The 16745-nt window shown below is 70.0% G+C and carries 21 protein-coding genes; 11 read left to right on the top strand and 10 right to left on the bottom strand.

What is annotated here, in order from left to right; genetic code table 11:
- Window positions 1-6: 6 nt before the first annotated feature.
- The 5 genes from BLR04_RS41320 to BLR04_RS15280 form a co-directional block, all read right to left on the bottom strand.
- Window positions 7-561: an immunity 49 family protein gene (locus tag BLR04_RS41320; RefSeq protein WP_218128950.1), complete on the bottom strand. Its 555-nt coding sequence runs from the start codon at window positions 559-561 to the stop codon at window positions 7-9.
- Window positions 516-1112, bottom strand: a complete 597-nt coding sequence (locus BLR04_RS41325) for an immunity 49 family protein (protein ID WP_218128952.1) — start codon at window positions 1110-1112, stop codon at window positions 516-518. Before BLR04_RS41325 ends, BLR04_RS41320 begins: the two co-directional genes overlap by 46 nt.
- A 124-nt stretch (window positions 1113-1236) precedes the next feature.
- The gene (locus tag BLR04_RS15270; protein WP_090764554.1) at window positions 1237-2625 is read right to left on the bottom strand and encodes a sensor histidine kinase; all 1389 of its coding nucleotides are present in this window, start codon (window positions 2623-2625) and stop codon (window positions 1237-1239) included.
- A 160-nt stretch (window positions 2626-2785) separates the two neighbouring features.
- The gene (locus BLR04_RS15275) at window positions 2786-3658 is read right to left on the bottom strand and encodes an NADP-dependent oxidoreductase (RefSeq protein ID WP_245740264.1); all 873 of its coding nucleotides are present in this window, start codon (window positions 3656-3658) and stop codon (window positions 2786-2788) included.
- A gap of 279 nt (window positions 3659-3937) precedes the next feature.
- Window positions 3938-4855 carry an LLM class F420-dependent oxidoreductase gene (locus tag BLR04_RS15280; protein WP_218128953.1) on the bottom strand — a complete coding sequence of 306 codons (918 nt, stop codon included), beginning with the start codon at window positions 4853-4855 and terminating at the stop codon, window positions 3938-3940.
- A 266-nt stretch (window positions 4856-5121) separates the two neighbouring features.
- Here BLR04_RS15280 and BLR04_RS42335 point away from each other — a divergent pair, with 266 nt between their 5' ends.
- Window positions 5122-5244 carry a hypothetical protein gene (locus BLR04_RS42335; protein WP_281191456.1) on the top strand — a complete coding sequence of 41 codons (123 nt, stop codon included), beginning with the start codon at window positions 5122-5124 and terminating at the stop codon, window positions 5242-5244.
- Window positions 5245-5374: 130 nt separating this feature from the next.
- Window positions 5375-5761 (top strand): hypothetical protein, encoded by a 387-nt coding sequence (locus BLR04_RS15290; RefSeq protein WP_090764565.1) that lies wholly within the window; start codon window positions 5375-5377, stop codon window positions 5759-5761.
- Window positions 5762-5843: 82 nt separating this feature from the next.
- Here the strand turns inward: BLR04_RS15290 and BLR04_RS15295 are convergent, their stop codons facing one another.
- Window positions 5844-6593 carry a class I SAM-dependent methyltransferase gene (locus BLR04_RS15295; RefSeq protein ID WP_090764568.1) on the bottom strand — a complete coding sequence of 250 codons (750 nt, stop codon included), beginning with the start codon at window positions 6591-6593 and terminating at the stop codon, window positions 5844-5846.
- A gap of 104 nt (window positions 6594-6697) precedes the next feature.
- Here BLR04_RS15295 and BLR04_RS15300 point away from each other — a divergent pair, with 104 nt between their 5' ends.
- From BLR04_RS15300 to BLR04_RS15310, 3 genes are all read left to right on the top strand, one after another.
- The gene (locus BLR04_RS15300) at window positions 6698-7276 is read left to right on the top strand and encodes a TetR/AcrR family transcriptional regulator (protein WP_090764571.1); all 579 of its coding nucleotides are present in this window, start codon (window positions 6698-6700) and stop codon (window positions 7274-7276) included.
- Window positions 7277-7347: 71 nt separating this feature from the next.
- Window positions 7348-8163: an alpha/beta fold hydrolase gene (locus tag BLR04_RS15305; protein WP_245740265.1), complete on the top strand. Its 816-nt coding sequence runs from the start codon at window positions 7348-7350 to the stop codon at window positions 8161-8163.
- A gap of 9 nt (window positions 8164-8172) precedes the next feature.
- The gene (locus BLR04_RS15310; protein ID WP_245740266.1) at window positions 8173-8991 is read left to right on the top strand and encodes a helix-turn-helix domain-containing protein; all 819 of its coding nucleotides are present in this window, start codon (window positions 8173-8175) and stop codon (window positions 8989-8991) included.
- An 85-nt stretch (window positions 8992-9076) separates the two neighbouring features.
- Here BLR04_RS15310 and BLR04_RS15315 read toward each other — a convergent pair whose 3' ends face one another.
- Together BLR04_RS15315 and BLR04_RS15320 are read right to left on the bottom strand one after the other, a co-directional pair.
- The gene (locus tag BLR04_RS15315) at window positions 9077-9328 is read right to left on the bottom strand and encodes a hypothetical protein (RefSeq protein WP_090764577.1); all 252 of its coding nucleotides are present in this window, start codon (window positions 9326-9328) and stop codon (window positions 9077-9079) included.
- Window positions 9329-9844: 516 nt separating this feature from the next.
- The gene (locus BLR04_RS15320) at window positions 9845-10138 is read right to left on the bottom strand and encodes a hypothetical protein (protein WP_090764579.1); all 294 of its coding nucleotides are present in this window, start codon (window positions 10136-10138) and stop codon (window positions 9845-9847) included.
- Window positions 10139-10309: 171 nt separating this feature from the next.
- Between BLR04_RS15320 and BLR04_RS15325 the strand changes: the two genes are divergently transcribed.
- The gene (locus BLR04_RS15325) at window positions 10310-11134 is read left to right on the top strand and encodes an MBL fold metallo-hydrolase (protein ID WP_090764822.1); all 825 of its coding nucleotides are present in this window, start codon (window positions 10310-10312) and stop codon (window positions 11132-11134) included.
- Between the two features lie 68 nt (window positions 11135-11202).
- On the top strand, window positions 11203-11721 hold the full coding sequence (locus BLR04_RS15330; protein WP_245740267.1) for a DUF1440 domain-containing protein: 519 nt from the start codon (window positions 11203-11205) through the stop codon (window positions 11719-11721).
- Between the two features lie 286 nt (window positions 11722-12007).
- Here the strand turns inward: BLR04_RS15330 and BLR04_RS15340 are convergent, their stop codons facing one another.
- Window positions 12008-12604, bottom strand: coding sequence for a TetR/AcrR family transcriptional regulator (locus tag BLR04_RS15340; RefSeq protein WP_090764585.1), 597 nt, complete (start codon window positions 12602-12604; stop codon window positions 12008-12010).
- A 159-nt stretch (window positions 12605-12763) separates the two neighbouring features.
- On the opposite strand from BLR04_RS15340, the gene BLR04_RS15345 reads away from it, so the two are divergent.
- The 3 genes from BLR04_RS15345 to BLR04_RS15355 all read left to right on the top strand — a co-directional run bounded on the left by BLR04_RS15345 (window position 12764) and on the right by BLR04_RS15355 (window position 15610).
- Complete coding sequence (locus tag BLR04_RS15345) at window positions 12764-12991, top strand: hypothetical protein (RefSeq protein WP_245740274.1); 228 nt, start codon at window positions 12764-12766, stop codon at window positions 12989-12991.
- Between the two features lie 80 nt (window positions 12992-13071).
- Entirely contained in the window at window positions 13072-13608 is a 537-nt protein-coding gene (locus tag BLR04_RS15350; RefSeq protein WP_090764592.1) for a GNAT family N-acetyltransferase, read from the top strand.
- Window positions 13609-14107: 499 nt separating this feature from the next.
- A complete protein-coding gene (locus BLR04_RS15355; protein ID WP_176903098.1) occupies window positions 14108-15610 on the top strand; it encodes a hypothetical protein in 1503 nt (500 codons plus the stop codon).
- 62 nt (window positions 15611-15672) lie between these two features.
- Here BLR04_RS15355 and BLR04_RS15360 read toward each other — a convergent pair whose 3' ends face one another.
- Entirely contained in the window at window positions 15673-16053 is a 381-nt protein-coding gene (locus BLR04_RS15360) for a DUF302 domain-containing protein (RefSeq protein WP_090764596.1), read from the bottom strand.
- Window positions 16054-16239: 186 nt separating this feature from the next.
- Between BLR04_RS15360 and BLR04_RS15365 the strand changes: the two genes are divergently transcribed.
- On the top strand, window positions 16240-16725 hold the full coding sequence (locus BLR04_RS15365) for a VOC family protein (protein WP_090764599.1): 486 nt from the start codon (window positions 16240-16242) through the stop codon (window positions 16723-16725).
- Window positions 16726-16745: the final 20 nt, after the last annotated feature.

A 16745-nucleotide genomic window follows, 5' to 3' on the forward strand; every position in this document is an offset into this window, starting at 1 on the left:
TGCTGCTCAACCGCGTTGCAGGAGGCGGGCCGGCAGGTAGGGGGACAGGACCCGGATGTTCCAGCCGCGTCGGTGGGCGTGGCAGGTGAGGGCGAGGATGTCGAGGTTGATCGCGGCCCCGAGGTCGTCGGCGCGACCGGCGACGCTGTAGTGATCGCGATGCTCCTCGAGGGCGTCGAGGAGGGCCAGGTTGAAGCTCTCCTCGTCGCCCTCGACCAGCTGGGAGAGCAGCACCGCCGGCGGAGGGAGGAACCCCCAGTCCCTGACCTTGTCGCGGTCGAGCAGCGCGCGGTCGGTGGCGGGCTCGGGATCGACGCCGCGCAGGTAGTCGTGCAGGGCCCGCCGGTAGGAGGCGAAGGCGGAGGTGTCGTCGCGGAGGGCGGCGGCGCCGGCCACGACGACGGGGGCCAGGTCCTCGCGGACGCCGGTGATCAGGGCGTGGTTCATGGCCGCGTGCCAGGGAGCGGGGCCGAGGGTGTCGGAGGCGGGCATGGTGAAGGTGTGGTCGTCGACGGTCACCTTGACGCCGGTGCCCGGCTCGGCGAGGGCGGAGCGGAACACCGCGGCGCCCAGCTGGGAGGCGAGGCGCAGGTTCCTCTTCGAACAGCAGCTCGGACTCGGGGTGCGATCTCGACGTCGGGCTGCCCGGCTCTGTTCTGCTGGGACGCCTGACGGGCGAAGTGGAACGCCTCTCCGTGATACTCGGCCTTGCCGGTCAGGACGGCGAGGCAGAACGCGTCGAGCCACTGGCCGGCGGTGACGGACGTCTGCTCGCCTTCGGGCTCGCGGTCGTAGCTCATGCCGAAGTTGACGTAGGTGAGGAAGACCTGGAAGGAGGCGACGGGGTGGTACGCGGCGTAGGCCACGGCTCCGGTGGCGGCCTCGGTGGCGTCGGCGAGGGCCGCCTTGGCCTCGGGCGTGTCGAGATGGGGGGTGTCGACCGAGAGCGCGCCGAGATAGTCGAGGAACTCGTGCGAGATGAGGTTCCATTCGTGGTCGGTCATCCGACCGGCCCTCGACATGGAGTGGACCAGGCCCGCGATCCTGTTGGCGAAGTCGTCGCGGGCCGCCGCGACCGTGGCAGCGGCGACCTGGTGACGTTCTATCCGCATGCCCACCCCTCCGTGGCCACACAGCTTGGCGTGAAGGCCGCTGACTTCGCAAACCCGGCTACGGATCTACTTTGTAAAGGGCCCGGGCGTGGATGCGTCCCGTGCAACCCACTTCTGAAAACCGTCAGCTGGACTCATGGAGCTCGGCTTGTGCGTCCGGGACCGTGGAGCACCCCCTCATGAGCGGCAGCCACAGCACGAACCTCGCCCCGCGCGGTGAGTCGGCGAGTTCGAGGGTGCCGCGGTGAGCGTGCGCGATGTCCCGGGAGATGGCGAGGCCGAGGCCGCTGCCGCCGGGATCGAGGAGGCGGCTGTCGTCCAGCCGGACGAAGCGTTGGAAGACGCGTTCGCGGTCGGCGGGTGGGATGCCGGGTCCGTCGTCGGTGACGGTGACGGCGACTCCGTTGCCGGTCTGCTCGACGGTGACCTCGATCCGGGACGCGGCGTGCCGCTGGGCGTTGGCCAGGAGGTTGCCCAGCACGCGGACCAGCTGCATGCGCGAGCCGAGGATCTCCTGTCCCGGGGCGGCGTGCACGTGCGTCACCACGGTTCCGACCTGCGCTTTCACCTCGGAGGTGACGAGCTCGCCGACGTCGATCCGCTCCACGGAGCACTTGTTGTCGGCGCGGAGGCGGGCCACCTGCATGAGGTCGTTGATGATCGCCTCCAGCCGGTCGATGGTGGTCAGCGCAGACTGGAGCGTCTCCTGGGCGTCGATGTCGCCGTGCCGGAGCAGCGCCTCTTCGAGCTGCACGCGCAGCCCGGTGACCGGTGTGCGCAGTTCGTGGCTGGTCGTGCAGGCGAACTGGCGCTGGTCCTCCACCGCGCTTTCGAGCTGGGTGAGCGTGTGGTTGGTGGTGGTGGCGAGCTGCGCGATCTCGCCTCCCCCGGACGGTACGGGGATGTGCGGGCTCAGGTCGTTCAGCGTGATCTGTGAGATCCGGGTGGTGATCGCCTCGACGGGGCGCAGGGTGCGCCCGACGTGAGTCCGGGTGATCCAGGCGGCGGCGCCGGTGATCAGGAGGATCGCGGCCGCGATGGCGTATTCGAAGTCGTGGGTGGCCAGCAGGTGGGGCTCGCGGAGTCCGGCGTAGACGACGCTCGCCTCGGGCGTAGGCGTCACGCGGACGGCTTGCAGCAGGATGCATCGGCCCTGTGGCGGGCACTCGACGTGCCGGTGGAGGCGGCTGTCGGGCGGGGGGAGGAGCCGGCTGAGAGGTACGGTCGCGGAAGCCGTGGCGCTGGAGTTCACGACCTGCCGCCGTGCGTTGACGATCTGGACGAGGCTGACGGGCTCGTGAGTGGGGATGGGGCGTGGCACTCGGCCGTCGCGGGCGGCGTCGCTCCATCCGCTCGCCACCAGCTCGGCTTGCTGGAAGCTGTCGGTGCGCACCTGGTGGCGGATGGCGAGGTCCACGGTGACGCCGAGCAGGGTCAGGACGGCTGCCGCGAACAGGCTCACGATGACGGTGTACCGCTCCCGGAGGGAGCGCGGGCGGGGAAGGGTTGACACGTCTTCTCCTTCTCTGCGGGCGCATGCTGATCACACCGGAGGCGGACAGCCTCCGTCCGGCTTCGGTCGTCGCCGAAGACCGCGCGATCGGCACCGTCGACGGAGATGGAGGCTGCGCCATCGACGTGCTTGTCGCTCAGTGGGGTCTTGCTCTTGGCTCTTACGGGCGAACGCGGATGATCGTCTTTCCTCTGACGCGTTCGGTGGGATTGAGCGCCGCGACGGCGTCGTCGAGGGTGGCGACCTTGCCGATGCGTGTCCTGAGGCGTCCGTCCCGTACGCGCTGGGCGAGCTCGGTCAGTTGGGCGCGGTCGGAGACGACGACGAAGTCGATCGCCAGGGCGTCGGTGAGTCGTGCTTCGGGTGGGCCGGCGATGCTCACCAGGGTTCCTCCGGCTCTGACCAGCTTTGCCGATCGTTTGCCGATGTCGCCGCCGATGGTGTCGAATACCAGGTCGACGGTGCCGATGTCGTCCGGTGAGTCGTGGCCGAGGTCGACGAACTCCATGGCGCCGAAGTCGAGTGCCGTGTGGCGGTCGGTGGTGCGTCCGGTGCCGATGACGTAGGCGCCGGCGTCGCGGGCGAGTTGGGCGGCCATGGAGCCGACGCCGCCGGCCGCGCCGTGCACGAGCACGCTCTGGCCGGGTTGGAGGCGGCCGTGCTCGAAGAGTCCCTGCCATGCGGTCAGGCCGGAGATGGGCAGGCTCGCGCCGACGGTGAAGTCGATGTCGCCGGGTAGTGGTGCGAGGTTGCGGGCCTCGACGGCGGCGTACTGTGCGAGGGTGCCGTCGCGGGTCCAGTCGGTGAGGCCGAAGACCCGTTGTCCCACGGCGAGCCCGGTGGTTCCGTAGCCGAGGGCGGTGACGACGCCGGCCAGTTCGTGTCCTGGGACGGACGGTGTGCGGTCGCGGCCGAGGCGGTCGGTCCAGGTGGATGACCAGGACAGTTCGCCGGGGGTGAATCCCGACGCGTGGATCTCGACGAGGACGTCGTTCCCTGCGGCCTCCGGTTTGCGATGGTCGGTCAGTGTCATTCCGGTCGTCCCCGCGGTCTGATCCGTGACCACGATCGCCTTCATCCGGCACCCCCTGTTGCCCGCACTTCGTGTACGAGAAGTGGACGATTTCGTCCAGATTATCCAGGGTTACTTCATCCGGCAAATGGCAGGATTTATGCGGCAAGATCGGGCTTGACCAGCGATGATGCGTGATGTCGGATAAGTTGCCTAATAGGCGGCGGCGATTGCTATAAAGAGACTGAAGGGTCCAAATTGGGCTTCGTTGCTGCGTTCTGGGCAAGGCCGTTCATGCGGTCATGAGAGGTGGGCGCGTCCGGGGATCTCCACTGCCGTCTCCAGCATCTGCCGCGTGCTGGTGAACCAGTCCTGCAGGTTGAGATCCACGATGAGCTCGTCCGCGCCGGCTTCCTCGGCCGTGTGGATGTCGTCCATGATCTGGTCGAGGGTGCCGACGAACGGCGTGCGGTCAGGTCCGGCCGGACGGTCGGTGAAGGTCACGTTTCCCACCACGATCATCTCCATCCGGCCGGCGTCCCGGCCGTGACCGGAAGCCATCTCCCGAATGCGGTCCCAGCGTTCCCGCAGTTCCGCGGCTCCTTGCGGGCCCGGTGCGGCGAGGAACGGCAGCCAGCCGTCCGCGCGTTCCGCGATGCGTCGCACGGCCTTGGCGCTGCTGCCGCCGCCGAGCAGCACCGGGATCCTCGAGACGGGCTTGGGCAGCACCGAGGCGTTGTCGATGACGACGCGGGGGCTGCGGAAGTTCACCGGGTCCGGTCCCCACACGGCGTCGAAGACGTCCAGCGTCTCGTCGAGGAAGCGGCCGCGATCGGCTCGGGTGGTGCCCGCGGCCTGGAACTCGTCGCTGGACCAGCCGGTGCCCAGGCCTGCGATGACGCGGCCGCCGCTGATCTGGTCGAGCGCGGCCAGCTGCTTGGCGAGCTGGATGGGGGTGTGCAGGCCGGCGATCAGCACGGCGGTGCCGAGGCGTACGTGTTCGGTCACCACCGCGGCTGCCGAGAGGGCCACCAGCGAGTCGGCGGCCTGCCGCTGCGTTTCCGGCCATGGAACGTTCGGCGGGGCGTAGGGTTCGGCGGGTGTCTGCGGGAAGAGCAGCCGTTCGTACGTCCACAGGCTGGCGTACCCGGCCGCTTCGGCGGTCCTGGCCGCTTCGACGAGGTCGCGCCGCAGGTTGACGCCCACCCTTTGGGGCAAGCGAAGTCCGAGTTTCATATGTGATCTCCGATGTGATCGTGTGTCCTGGCACCTACGCGAGAGCGCGCCACCATCTCCATGCCCCTGCTGACGCGGCCCTGCTTGATCGCGGCATTCCGCCGGCCCGACGAAGCCGAACAGACCAGTTCGTTCGCCTCTGACCGTAGGCACGTCCTGTGACCCTTGTCAAACAGACCTGTTCGTTCGAACATGCTGATGAGAGCACGGCACAGGCTGTCCTGATCGAGCGACTGGAACTGTCGCTCGTGATCGCTAAGGTGCGCCTCACGACCCGGATGGAGGAGCCCGCGATGGCCAAGCTGATCCGCAGCGTCCACGACGAGGCGCCGAGGCCGTGCGCGTGCTCGACGTGGAACAAGCGCGGCTGACATGCCGCCTGGCGCTGTGGTCTCGCGCCCCTGCGTCGTTCTCTGCCGACGCTCGCTGACGACAACGCCACCGTGGCACCATAGCGTCGTGATCTCTGCTGATGAGCTCGCCGGGCGAAGGCTGCTCCAGGTGACCGTGTCCCAGCACCACCACCCCAGCGACGATCAACCCTCGCTGGTGCACATGTGGCTGCACATGAGTGATCTCGGCCCGGTCCGCTGCCATACCGCCTCCGACGACTCGCTCGAGCTGACGATCGATCAGCCGGACGACTCCTGTGACATGGAGGAGTGGGGCCAGATCATCGTCGGTCCCGCACCGGAAGGCTTCCCGATGCGCCCGTTCGTCGGCCGGCTGGTTCGTGAGGTTCACCGCATCGTCTACCGCCGGATCGAGACGGAGGTCGGCCTCCGGCTCGGATTCGACTGCGGCGATGTGCGCATCCTCAACCTGGGCGATGAGCTGGTCGTTACCGATGCCGCCCTGCCGGACGCGCTCGAGGCCGAGCTCCACTGACGCTTCCTCGCCGCGTGAGGCGCGCGCTTGCTCCCGCTCGGGCCCACGCGACCACCTCCGGACTACACGGCTGCGGGTGTCGTCAGGTGGCTTCGAGGGTGAAGAAGAGGAAGCACAGGAAGCTTGGGCCGGTGATCTCGCGGAGTTCTTCCGGGAACAGGTCGCGGGCTTCCGGGGCGTACGGGGGTTCGCTGATGGTGGTGATGCGGAAGCCTGCCGAGGTGAAGGCGTCGGTCATCGCGTGCAGCGGACGGTCCCAGAAGCTCATCTGAGTGGTCTGCCCGCCCATGGTCCACTCTTCGGTACGGTTGCGCGTCTCGAAGTATTTGGGCTTTTCTCCGGCCTTGTGCTGCCAGAGGGTGATGGAGAAGGGATGGTCGACCGAGGCGAGGAGGCGGCCGCCGGGCTTCAGCACGCGTCGCAGCTCGGCCAGTGTCGGTCCCCAGTCCTCCAGGTAGTGCAGCACCAGGGACGCGACGACGTCGTCGAAGGTGTCGTCGGGGAAGGGCAGCGGGTCGGCCAGGTCGGCGACCTGGAGGTCGGCGTCGGGGCCCAGGCGGCGGCGGGCCATCTCCAGCATCCCGGCGCTCGCGTCGATGCCGGTGACGACGGCGCCTCGATCGCGCAGCTCGGCGAACAGAGGGCCCGAGCCGCAGCCGGCGTCGAGGATGCGCCTGCCGGTCACGTCCCCGGCGAGCTCCAGCATCGCGGGACGCTCGTAGTACGCGTTGACGAGGTTGCTCTCGTTCTCAGCGGTGTACCCATCGGCGATCCGGTCGTAGTCGTTGAATCGCGGCGAACGCTCTTCCGGCATAGCAGACATGGGCGCCATTGTGGCCCATCAGTCACGGGCGGCACAGGCGTTCGGCCAGGTTCCAGCCACCACCGGCGCAACGTGCTTTTGGCAGACGGACCTGTTCGTTCGATACTGGAGGCATGGGGAAGAGGCCAGGCACGGTTCGGGAACGGCTGCTGGAGACCGCGGATCGGCTGTTCTACGCCACGGGCATCCACGCGGTGGGCATCGACCGGGTGATCGCCGAGAGCGGCGTTGCGAAATCGACCATGTACGTGCATTTCCGGACCAAGGAAGAGCTGGTGGCGGCGTATCTGCGTCGTCGCAGCGATGTCATGCGGGCACGGGTGACGGGGGAGGCGGAGGCGCGGGCGCAGGAGCCGGTCGAGGAGCGGGTTCTGGCCGTCTTCGACGTTCTCGACGAGGTCATCTCGGAGCCCGGCTTCCGCGGTTGCGCGTTCGCCAACGCCGCGGCCGAGTACCCCCACCATGCGGACGTGCAGGCGGCCATCGCGTACGACCGCACCTGGCTGCCGGCCCTGCTCTCCGGTCTGCTCCACGTGGACGGCGGCGACGAGCTGGTGGCCGCGCTGGTGCAGGTGTACGACGGCGCCAACGCGGCCGCCCACCTCGACCACTCGGCGACGGCCGCGCGGACCGCCAGGAAGACCGCCGAACTGCTCCTGTCCACCAGAAGGCCGACCTCGAGCACTGCCTGACCGGTCCCGGCCCTCGGCGAGGTGACATTTGTCCAAGACGGGTGGTCCGAAGCCTGCGCATCATCGGCTGCATGAGGGATGATGTCGCGCGTTCGCGCCGGATGCGGGTGGTTCATGATGGTTCGCGGCAGGCGCCGCCGTTGTTGCTCATCCACGGGTCGGGGGCGTCGGGCGCCTGCTGGGCTCCGATGGTCCCGGCGCTCGCCGCTCACCGTCACGTGATCAGGGTGGACCTTCCCGGGTGTGGCCAGTCCCCGCCCGCGCCGTCGTACGACGTGTCCGCGCAGGCGGGTCGGGTGGCGGCGGTGCTGGACGAGCTCGGCCGCGGCGCCGTCGCGGTGGCCGGGCACTCCAGCGGCGGATATGTCGCCACGGCGCTGGCCGAGCAGCGCCCTGACCTGGTGAGGTCGCTGGCCCTGATCAGCACAGGGCCGAGTCCGGACGCGCTGCTTCCCCAGCCGTTCGTGCTCCGGGCCCTGCTGGCGCCGCCCCTCGGCGCGTTGCTCTGGCGGAGGCGTACGGACGCGATGATCCGCAAGGGCATCGGCGCGACGGCGGCCCGCCGGGTGGAGATACCGGACGAACTGGTCGCCGACCTGAAAGTCACGACGTATGGCACGACGAGGGAGATCCTGCGGCGGAACACCGCCTACACGGTCGAGCGGAGCGTGCCCGAGCGTCTTGCGGCGCTCGTGGTGCCCCTGCTGGTGATCTTCGGTGCCGCTGACCGCCGTTGGGAGCCGTCGTCGGCGCACCGGTACGGCGCGGTGCCGGGTGCGCGGGTCGAGATGCTGCCCGGCGTCGGGCACATGCCGATGCTGGAGGCCCCCGAGCGAACCGGTGAACTGCTGCTGAGTTTCACGCCGTCCGCGACACCCGAGACCTAGGTTGGTGGCATGTCGTCGTGCGACTGGTCGCTGGTGGACGTCGCGGTTCCACGCCGGGCGGTTCGGCTGCCGGGTGTGAGCATGGCCGGGTTCCGGCAACGCGTTCCCGCTCTGGTGGACGTGGGCATGGTGGCGCATCCGTCCGTCACCGTGCTTGTCGACCTGAGCGAGGGGGAAGGCGTCGTCTGCGAGTCCGGCGGACGGCGCGTGCGCGGCAGCGTCGTGGCGGGGCTGTTGCCGGGTGATCTGCGGGTGGGCGGGCGCGGGGTGGGGGAGTGCCTGCAGATCCGGCTGCAGCCGGTCGCGGCGGCCGCGGTTCTCGGCGGTGTGCGCGACCTGACCGGGACGGTGGTGCCGCTGCGGGAGGTGTGGGGTTCCGGCGCCGGGCGGGTCGAGGAGAGGCTGTGCGCCGCCGCGTCGTGGGAGGAGCGGTTCGCGATCGTCGCGGACGTCCTGCGCGGGCGGCTCGGCGCGGGTTCGCGGGTGGACGCGGAGGTCGTCCACGTCTGGCGGCGGATGGTGGGCAGCCGTGGGCGGGTTCGGGTCGAGGGGCTGGCGGACGAGGTGGGCTGGGGCCGTCAGCGGTTGTGGTCGAGGTTCCGGGCGCAGCTCGGCATCGGTCCCAAGCGTGCCGTTCGGCTGGTGCGGTTCGACCACGCCGCCCATCTGCTCGCGGCGGGTCGTACGCCCGCCGGGGTCGCCTGTGCGGGCGGTTACGTCGACCAGTCGCATCTCCATCGCGAGGTCAGGGCGTTCTCCGGGCTCACGCCGGGCGGTGTGGCAGCCGCTCCGTGGCTGGGGATCGACGAGGTGGCGTGGCCGGGGTGACGGGGCCGTCCTCGGGTCAGCGTCGAGGACGGCCCGGGCGTCAGCGGGCGAGGGCTGCCGGCGCCTCGCCGTCAGCGGTGGGTTCTCACGTCAGCGGGTCGAACTCGGGCGACTGGACGAGCTCGTCGGCCGTGTCGTTGGGCACGCGCTCGATCCTGAGGGTGCAACGGACGTCGACGCGGACGTAGGCCGACCGGTAGACCGGGCCGGTGCTGCAGATGTTGAGTCGCGGCGTCTGACGGTCGTCGGCCATCGCGGGGCTCGAGCCTATGATCGCCCCGGACGTGAGCAGGGCGATGGCTGCCGCGCTTGCCGCGCCGATCTGACGTGCCTTCATCGTGGTGTCTCCCTGTGTGGTTAGGACTCGATCCCCTTCGACCGATGTCACAGTACGTCATATTCCATCTACTCTCTGTAGCTATGCGTTCTATGTAGCTCTATCTCGGAAAGATCCCTCTATGGGTGATTTGACGTGACAGTGATGTGCCGGCCGATCCGGTCACGGGTAGCACGCGGTCGTACCGACGAAGGAAGGGGACCGGTGCGACGTCGAGCGCGTGACGCGGCAGCCAGGGCGGCGACGTCCTGCGCCGGCCCCCTGGTGAGGCCCTTGGGCGCGGTCTTGCTGCGCGCGTACAGGGATGTTGCCGGGACGGGGAGCCGTTCGGTCAGGCAGGTGCCGTCATGTGCCGGCCGCCGTCTGCGCGGTGGCGAACGCGGCACGGATGTGAATGGCGAGGGCCCGGTCGACGTCCTCCAGGGTCACCTCCTCGAGGCCGTCGAGCTGTACGGGGCGTTGCACGCGGTCATCGGGTCGGCGACGCTCAGCGCCCCGCGGCCGGGACGTGACGTCTCAGGTTCCGGCCTCGACGATCCGGAACCGCAGCCTGTCGTCCTGGGTCGTCTCCACGTCGAGGGTCTTGTCCCCCAGGAGCGAGGCGGCGGCCGGTTCGAGGTAGACGTGGACGTCCTCTGCTTCGAGCACCTGATCGTCGCCGAGAGGTCCGCCCGAGATGGACAGTTCGAGGGCCCTGGCCGGGCCGTCCTGGGACGACAGCGCGATGCGCAGCCCGGTTTCCGGCGGCGTTTCCGGTTGTGACGTCAGATCGCGGATCGCTGCGACCGCGCCGGCGGTAAGCGTGAGCACGGCGACTCAACTCCTCACATGGCTTCTCAGGCCCGCCCTGCCCCCACCGCGTGGCGATTACCTCCAGCGGGCGTCAAATACGTGCCGCGCGTACGAGCGGGCGGTTTGCCGGGGGGCTGCTGTGGCAGCGGTCATGGAGGTTCCGCGAGCAGAGGTGTGCGGGGTGAGGACGTGAAGGGAAGCCTGCAGTTCATCGGCAACGCGACGACGCTGATCCACTACGGCGGTTTCACGCTGCTGACCGATCCGAACTTCCTGCGCCGGGGCCGGCGCGCGTACCTCGGCTACGGGCTGACGTCGCGCCGCCTGCACGACCCGGCCGTACGGATCGAGGACCTGCCCGTCGTCGACGCGGTGCTGCTGTCGCACCTGCACGGCGACCACTGGGACCGGGTGACGCGCCGGGGCCTGGACCGGGACACCCAGATCCTCACCACCACCTCCGCGGCAGGGAAGCTGCGCAGACAGGGGTTCGGGCGCAGCATGGGGCTGCGGGCGTGGCAGCAGCACGAGCTGCGCGGCCCGTCCGGCTCGGTCACGGTCACCGCCCTGCCCGCCAGGCACGCGCCCGGCCCGGCCCAGGCGCTGCTGCCGCCCGTGATCGGCACGATGCTGGAGTTCCGCGACGTCGAGGGGCTGGTGGAGCTGCGCATGCTGATCAGCGGCGACACCCTGCTGGACCGCAGCCTGGAGGCGATCCCGCGCCGCTTCCCCGACATCGACGTGGCGCTGGTGCACCTGGGCGGCACCAAGCTCCTCGGCGCTCTGCTCGTCACCATGGACGGCCGGCAGGGCGCCGCCTGGGTCGACCTCATGAACCCGCGATCGGTCGTGCCGATCCACTTCGACGACTACGCCGTCTTCCGCTCACCGCTGGAGGAGTTCCACCGGCACGTCGAACAGGCCGGTCTGGCCGACCGGGTCGTCCCCCTGGAAAGAGGCGAGACCCGCGAGCTGGCCCCGCACCGCATCCTCCAGCGCGGCCCCTCCCGCTGAGCGGACGTGTGACGTGGTGACCTGCGGGGTAGCCGGTCGGCAGTCACGTCAACGGGGGAGAGGACAGCATGCCAAGAACGCTGCACAGGACCGACCAGCGCACCGTACGGCGCGTCGAGGCCGAGCCGAAGAAGTCGTCCAGCATGAAGGGCGCACTCGTGCGCGGCGCGATCAGCGGTGCCGTGGCGACAGCCGCCATGAGCGGGGTCATGGTCGCGGGACAGCGGGCAGGAATGCTGCCCGAGCAGCCGCCCAAGCGGATCGTACGGGCCCTGCTGCCCGGACATCGGCACCGCCGCAAGCAGGGCGAAGGGGTCATGGGGGCGCTCGCCCACGTGGGGTTCGGCACCGTGTCGGGCAGCGTGTACGGGCTGGTGACGCGGGGCCGGCGGGTTCCCGTCCCGGTCGGGGTCGCGTACGGGCTGGCGCTGTGGATCGCCGGCTACGCCGGTTGGGTGCCCGGGCTGGGCGTCCTCCCGCCGATCCCCCGTGACCGGCCGGGCCGTCAATGGGTGATGGCGGCCGGTCATGTGGTGTACGGCACGGCGCTCGCGTGCGTCATGAACCGGCTGGCCCGCCGCCGGTGACCCAGCCGACGCCGGACGAACGGCGGCTCAGTCCTTTCAAGTCTCGGAGACAGCCCTGCGCGCCTACGTGTGACGGCGGTGTTCAGGCGTGGCCAGGAGGTGCCGGCAGAGGAAGTCCACGAGGGTGCGCGCCAGGGTGACGCGGTGGTCCGACAGCGCGTGGTCAGTGGGGAAGACGTGGTGTTCCAGGCGCTTGACGGGCTGCGCCTGGTACGCCGCGACGAGCTGGGGACGTTATGCGCGTCCGTCTCACCGGGGTAGGACAGACGCTTGACGCGCGTCTGTCCTACCGGTCGCCGGCTTCGGAGGCGGTGGACAGCAGGGTGAGTGCGGCCTGGCGTGCGTGCTCGCCGGCGCCGGCCCCGTCCTGGTGTGCGGCGACGACGGTGGCGCCCTCGACCAGCATGAGCAACTGCCGGCCGAGCAGGTGCGGATCGGCGGCCCCGGCGCGCTCGGCGATCCCGGTCAGGAGCTCCAGGTATCGGTCGAGGTGGCGGGCGGTGATGGCGCGTACGGGCTCGACGTGGTGCTGGGCGGCGGCGTTCAGCATGGCGCAGCCGCGGAACACCGGGTCGTCGTACCACTGCTGCAGGGCGTCGAACACGGCGCTGAGCTGGTGGCACGGGTCGTCCCCGGCAGCCGCGACGACGCCTTCCAGCCAGCTCGTCACCCGCTCGCTGCGGGCCGTCAGCATGGCCTCGACCAGGCCGTCCTTGGTGCCGAAGTGGCGATACAGCGTCTCCTTGGACACGCCGACACGGGCGCACAGCTCGGCCACGCCGATGCCGTCGAGCCCGCGTTCGTACAGCACCGCGGTCGCCGTCTGAAGGATGGTGGCGCGCGTGCGCTCCGGGTCGAGCGTCGATCCCTTGGGTACCGGCATGCCAAGGATGGTACCGATCGGTTCTATCCGATACTAATCTCCAACATGGTCCGATCGGTTCGATCTCGGATCGTCCTACTCGACCGTCACGTCCTGGGCATGTCGACGCGGCCGGCCCTCGGACTGGCCCGCTTTGCCTGCGGGCTGCTCCTGCCCGCCATGCGCGAGGACCTGCGCTGGTCGCTCGCCGAAGCCGGCGCGCTGAACACCGCGAACGAACTCGGTTACCTGCTCGGCGCGGCGGTACCCGCGTCTGCAGCGGAAGCGGGCTTTCCCGTGCTCGCGTCGGCGGCGGCAGCGGGCTCCCGAGCGCCTGGGGGCCGTCGACGGGCGTGCCCGTGTGCGGCAGCTGTGGCCTCACCCGCGGGTGTCGTCCGCCGTCGATGATGAGCGCTTCTGGACGAGCGGGCGGCGGTCGGGCGCGTGGGTGGGTAACCGTTTTCCGGGTGGGCTGCTAGGCTCCGCGCATGTCCGATCTGGGGTCCGTCGCCTGGCCGCCTGAGCCGATCAGAACGAAGCGGCTCGTGCTCCGTACGTCGGAGGCCCGTGATCGTGCGGCGTACATCGAGTTGCTCGCATCGGCGGAGGTGCATGCCTACCTCGGCGGTCCCCACCCCCGCGACGTGCTCGAACGCGAGGTGCCGGAGACGCCCGCGTCGCGGCCCGGTAGTTTCGTCGTCGAGCTCGACGGGGCGATGATCGGCCACGTCGAGCTCAAGCGGGCGACAGAGCACCGCCGACCAGCGGCGCTGGGCAAGGCAGAGATCGGCTACCTGTTCCTGCCGCACGCCTGGGGACACGGGTACGCCGCCGAGGCGTGCGAGGCCGTACTCGACTGGCTCGACGGCGCGCTTCCCGGTGAGCCCGTGGTGCTCACCACCCAGACCGCCAACGCCGGCTCGATGCGCCTCGCGGCCAAGCTGGGGTTCACCGAAGTGGAGCGGTTCGAGGCATGGGACGCCGAGCAGTGGCTCGGCATGAGGGCCCCGGCCACGTCCGCCTGAGGCCGGAGGTCTGCCGGGCAGGCCGGAGGTCGAGGTCTCACGGGCCGCCCACCACCCGGGGCCGGAGCCGGGTGGCCGTCCTTGTCCTTTTCTCTGGGTACGCCTGCGCGTCGCGCGCGGCCTTTCATGTCCGGCCGGTCGCGGGCCTTTTCTTGACACGTGTCAAGGCCGTCTCGCGGTAGGCGGAAGCTCTGTGCCGCCTGGGTTTCACGGCTGTCCCGTACGCGCCTGTAAGGTGTTACACCTTGACGGATTGTTGAACGATTCTATAAAGTCAGCCTGGGCTTTATAGCCCGAAAGAACCCGCTTTGTCCACGAAACAGCACCCAGGTCCACGCAACACACGCCTCGTCACCGGCATCACGAGCGGCCGCTGACGGCACGACCCGCAACCCCCCTTTCTCGAACCGCCGGCCGTACGGACCGGCGTCGTGGAATTCACCTCGGCCACCGAACTCCCCCAGGGGAGTACGCGCCCATGAGGAGGAAAGCGCTCACCATGAATCGTTTGCGACCCGCGCTGGCCCTGGCGGCCGTGACCGCGTTCGCCCTCGTCACGGCCAACCCGGCCGCGGCGCAGGACGGCCGCGACGCCGACTGCCTCGACACCGGCGCGCCGCTGTCGGTGGAGGAGAACCGGCTGGGGTTCACCCTGCCGGACAACGCCGACCCGTCCGCCCCCCAGTCGCGGACGTTCGCCCGGCAGATGATCGAGGGCGGCGGCTTCCAGGACTTCACCCCGGCCCTGACCCGTGACCTCTGCCGTACGCACAATTTGAAGGCCGCCACCGACATGGTCCGCCGCCAGGGCGCGGCCCTGTGGAAGGACGCCGTACGGCGGGCGCAGAGCCAGGGCCGCGGCATCAAGGGCGACCTGCCCTACAGCGACGACAGGCCGCTCTACTGGACCCGCCTGGAGTCGACCGCCACCCTGCGGCAGTGGAAGCCGCGCTTCCAGCTGTCGGACGCGGCACGCACCGAGCTGATCACCGCGTTCGACCGCGCCTCGCGCGGCATGTTCGACATCGACCTGCCGGGCGGCAAGGGCGTCAAGCGCGTCATCGTCAGCGGCTTCGACCCGTACACGCTCGACGGGGGCGCCACCGGCGCCGCCCCCGGGACGGTCGGCAACAACATCCGGCACGGCAACCCCTCCGGCGCCACCGCGCTCGCCCTGGACGGCACCACGTACCGGACCAAGAGCGGCACGCTCGCCCGCATCGAGGCCTACACGCTGCCCGTCAACTATCCCGAGTTCCAGCGCGGCTACCTGGAGGACACCGTCGGCCCGTTCATGCGGCCCGGGCCCAAGCAGGTGGACGCGTCCATCACCGTGAGCCAGGCCGGCGGATCGGTGTTCAACCTGGAGCAGTGGAACGCGCGGTACCACGGCGTCACCGTCGGCAACGACAACTTCCGGCCGTGCGCGGCGGTCGGCGGCCTGCCGCAGCTCGCGGTGAACAACAACGAGTGCAACTCCACCGTGGTGGACCGGTGGGGCGGTCCCGAGAAGTTCAGCCTGACGAACCCGCCGCAGTGGACCACCGCGACCCTGCCGATGGAGGAGATGATCCGGGCCAACACCGGCGCGTCGATCCCGCGGCCGCCGGGTGACACGTGGCCGGACGAGTCGGTCGCCTTCGGCGTGGTCTGGCACACCAACTACACCGAGTTCCCCGACTGCTCCTCGACCACCCGGGTGACGCGCAACAGCCCGCCGCCCACCGAGTTCCCGCCGCCCACCGCGCCGGTCCCGCCGAGCGCCGGGTCGTGCTCCTACAGCGGCGGTGGCGGCAACTACCTGTCGAACGAGAGCGCGTACCGCAACACGCTCCTGCGTGACCGGATGGGCCTGGACATTCCGGCCGGCCACATCCACACGCCCGACATGCAGCACTTCGAGACGGACTTCAACCCGAGCGACGCCACGTTCGACGCGTGGCGGCTGGCCATCGTCGGGCAAGGCCGCAACCTCGTCCACGTGGTCGCCGACACCGCCTGAGCGACCCGCATCGACCGGACAGCCGGCCGCGGCCATCCGCCGCGGCCGGCTGTCCGGCGTCCTCAGGTGCCGGAGGCCGCGGCGGCGAGCGCCTCCACGCCGCGCAGCGGGGCAGCCTGGTCATCGGTGAGGCCGTGGCGCTCCTGCAGGTCGGCGACGTCGCCGTGACTGATCCGGGTGCCGCCGGACGCGTCCTGCCAGATGAGGATCCTCATCGGCAGGTCGAGGGCGAGCAGCGGACAGGCGATCATGAGCGGCGTACCCGTCACCGGGTTGCCGAAGACGACGACCTTGGCGGGCCGCATGCTCAGGCCGGCGTCCGCCGCGGCGGCGTCGTGCTCGATGACGGTGAAGAGCTTCAGCCCCTTGGCCGCGATCAGCTCCTTGAGCCGTTCCACCGTCTCGCTCACGGAGCCGGCCGAGTCGCGCGTGACGATCTTCATGTCGGTGCCTCCTCGCCCTGCCTTACGCGGTGATCCCCCGGTCACAGTGAGGCAGCGGCCTCTTCCTCACTGTGTCACCCGGGCGACGCTCGGCTGCGGCCGGCCAACGAGGAAGCGCCCCTTCCTCGTTGATCCCTACGGTGGCGACCACAGTCAACGGAAGGGAACACCGTGTCACTCCTTCGCATGGGATCCGACCTGCCGCCGGGCGAGCGGACGATCAACCCGTTCGCCATCGTCGACGGCGCGGCCGAGCTGATCACGTTCGTCGAGGAGGTCTTCGACGGCAAGGAACGCGCCGAGGCCCGGACGCCGATGCCCTCGGGATCACTGATCCACGCCGAGGTGCAGATCGGCGACTCGGTCCTGCTGCTGGCCGACAGACAGCCCGGCTGGCCGACCATGCCCGCGCTGCTGCAGGTCTACGTGAACGACGCCCAGGAGGTGCTCGACCGCGCCGTCGCGCGAAAGGCCGTCGTGATCACCGAGGTGACGCCGTTCTACGGGGGCGAGGACCTGGCCCGCCTGCGCGACCCATGGGGCAACATCTGGTGGCTGTACGCCCCCGCGAAGGCGGGCGCCACCGTACCCCACTGGGAGGGCGGCTCGAACTACGTGTTCTCGTCCCTGGACGAGACACTGCGCGCCATCGCCGTCCCCGGCGATCAGTAACAGCGTTCCGCGGGGTGGGG

Origin of the sequence: Nonomuraea maritima (genome assembly GCF_900100395.1) — a bacterium.
GTDB lineage: Bacteria > Actinomycetota > Actinomycetes > Streptosporangiales > Streptosporangiaceae > Nonomuraea > Nonomuraea maritima.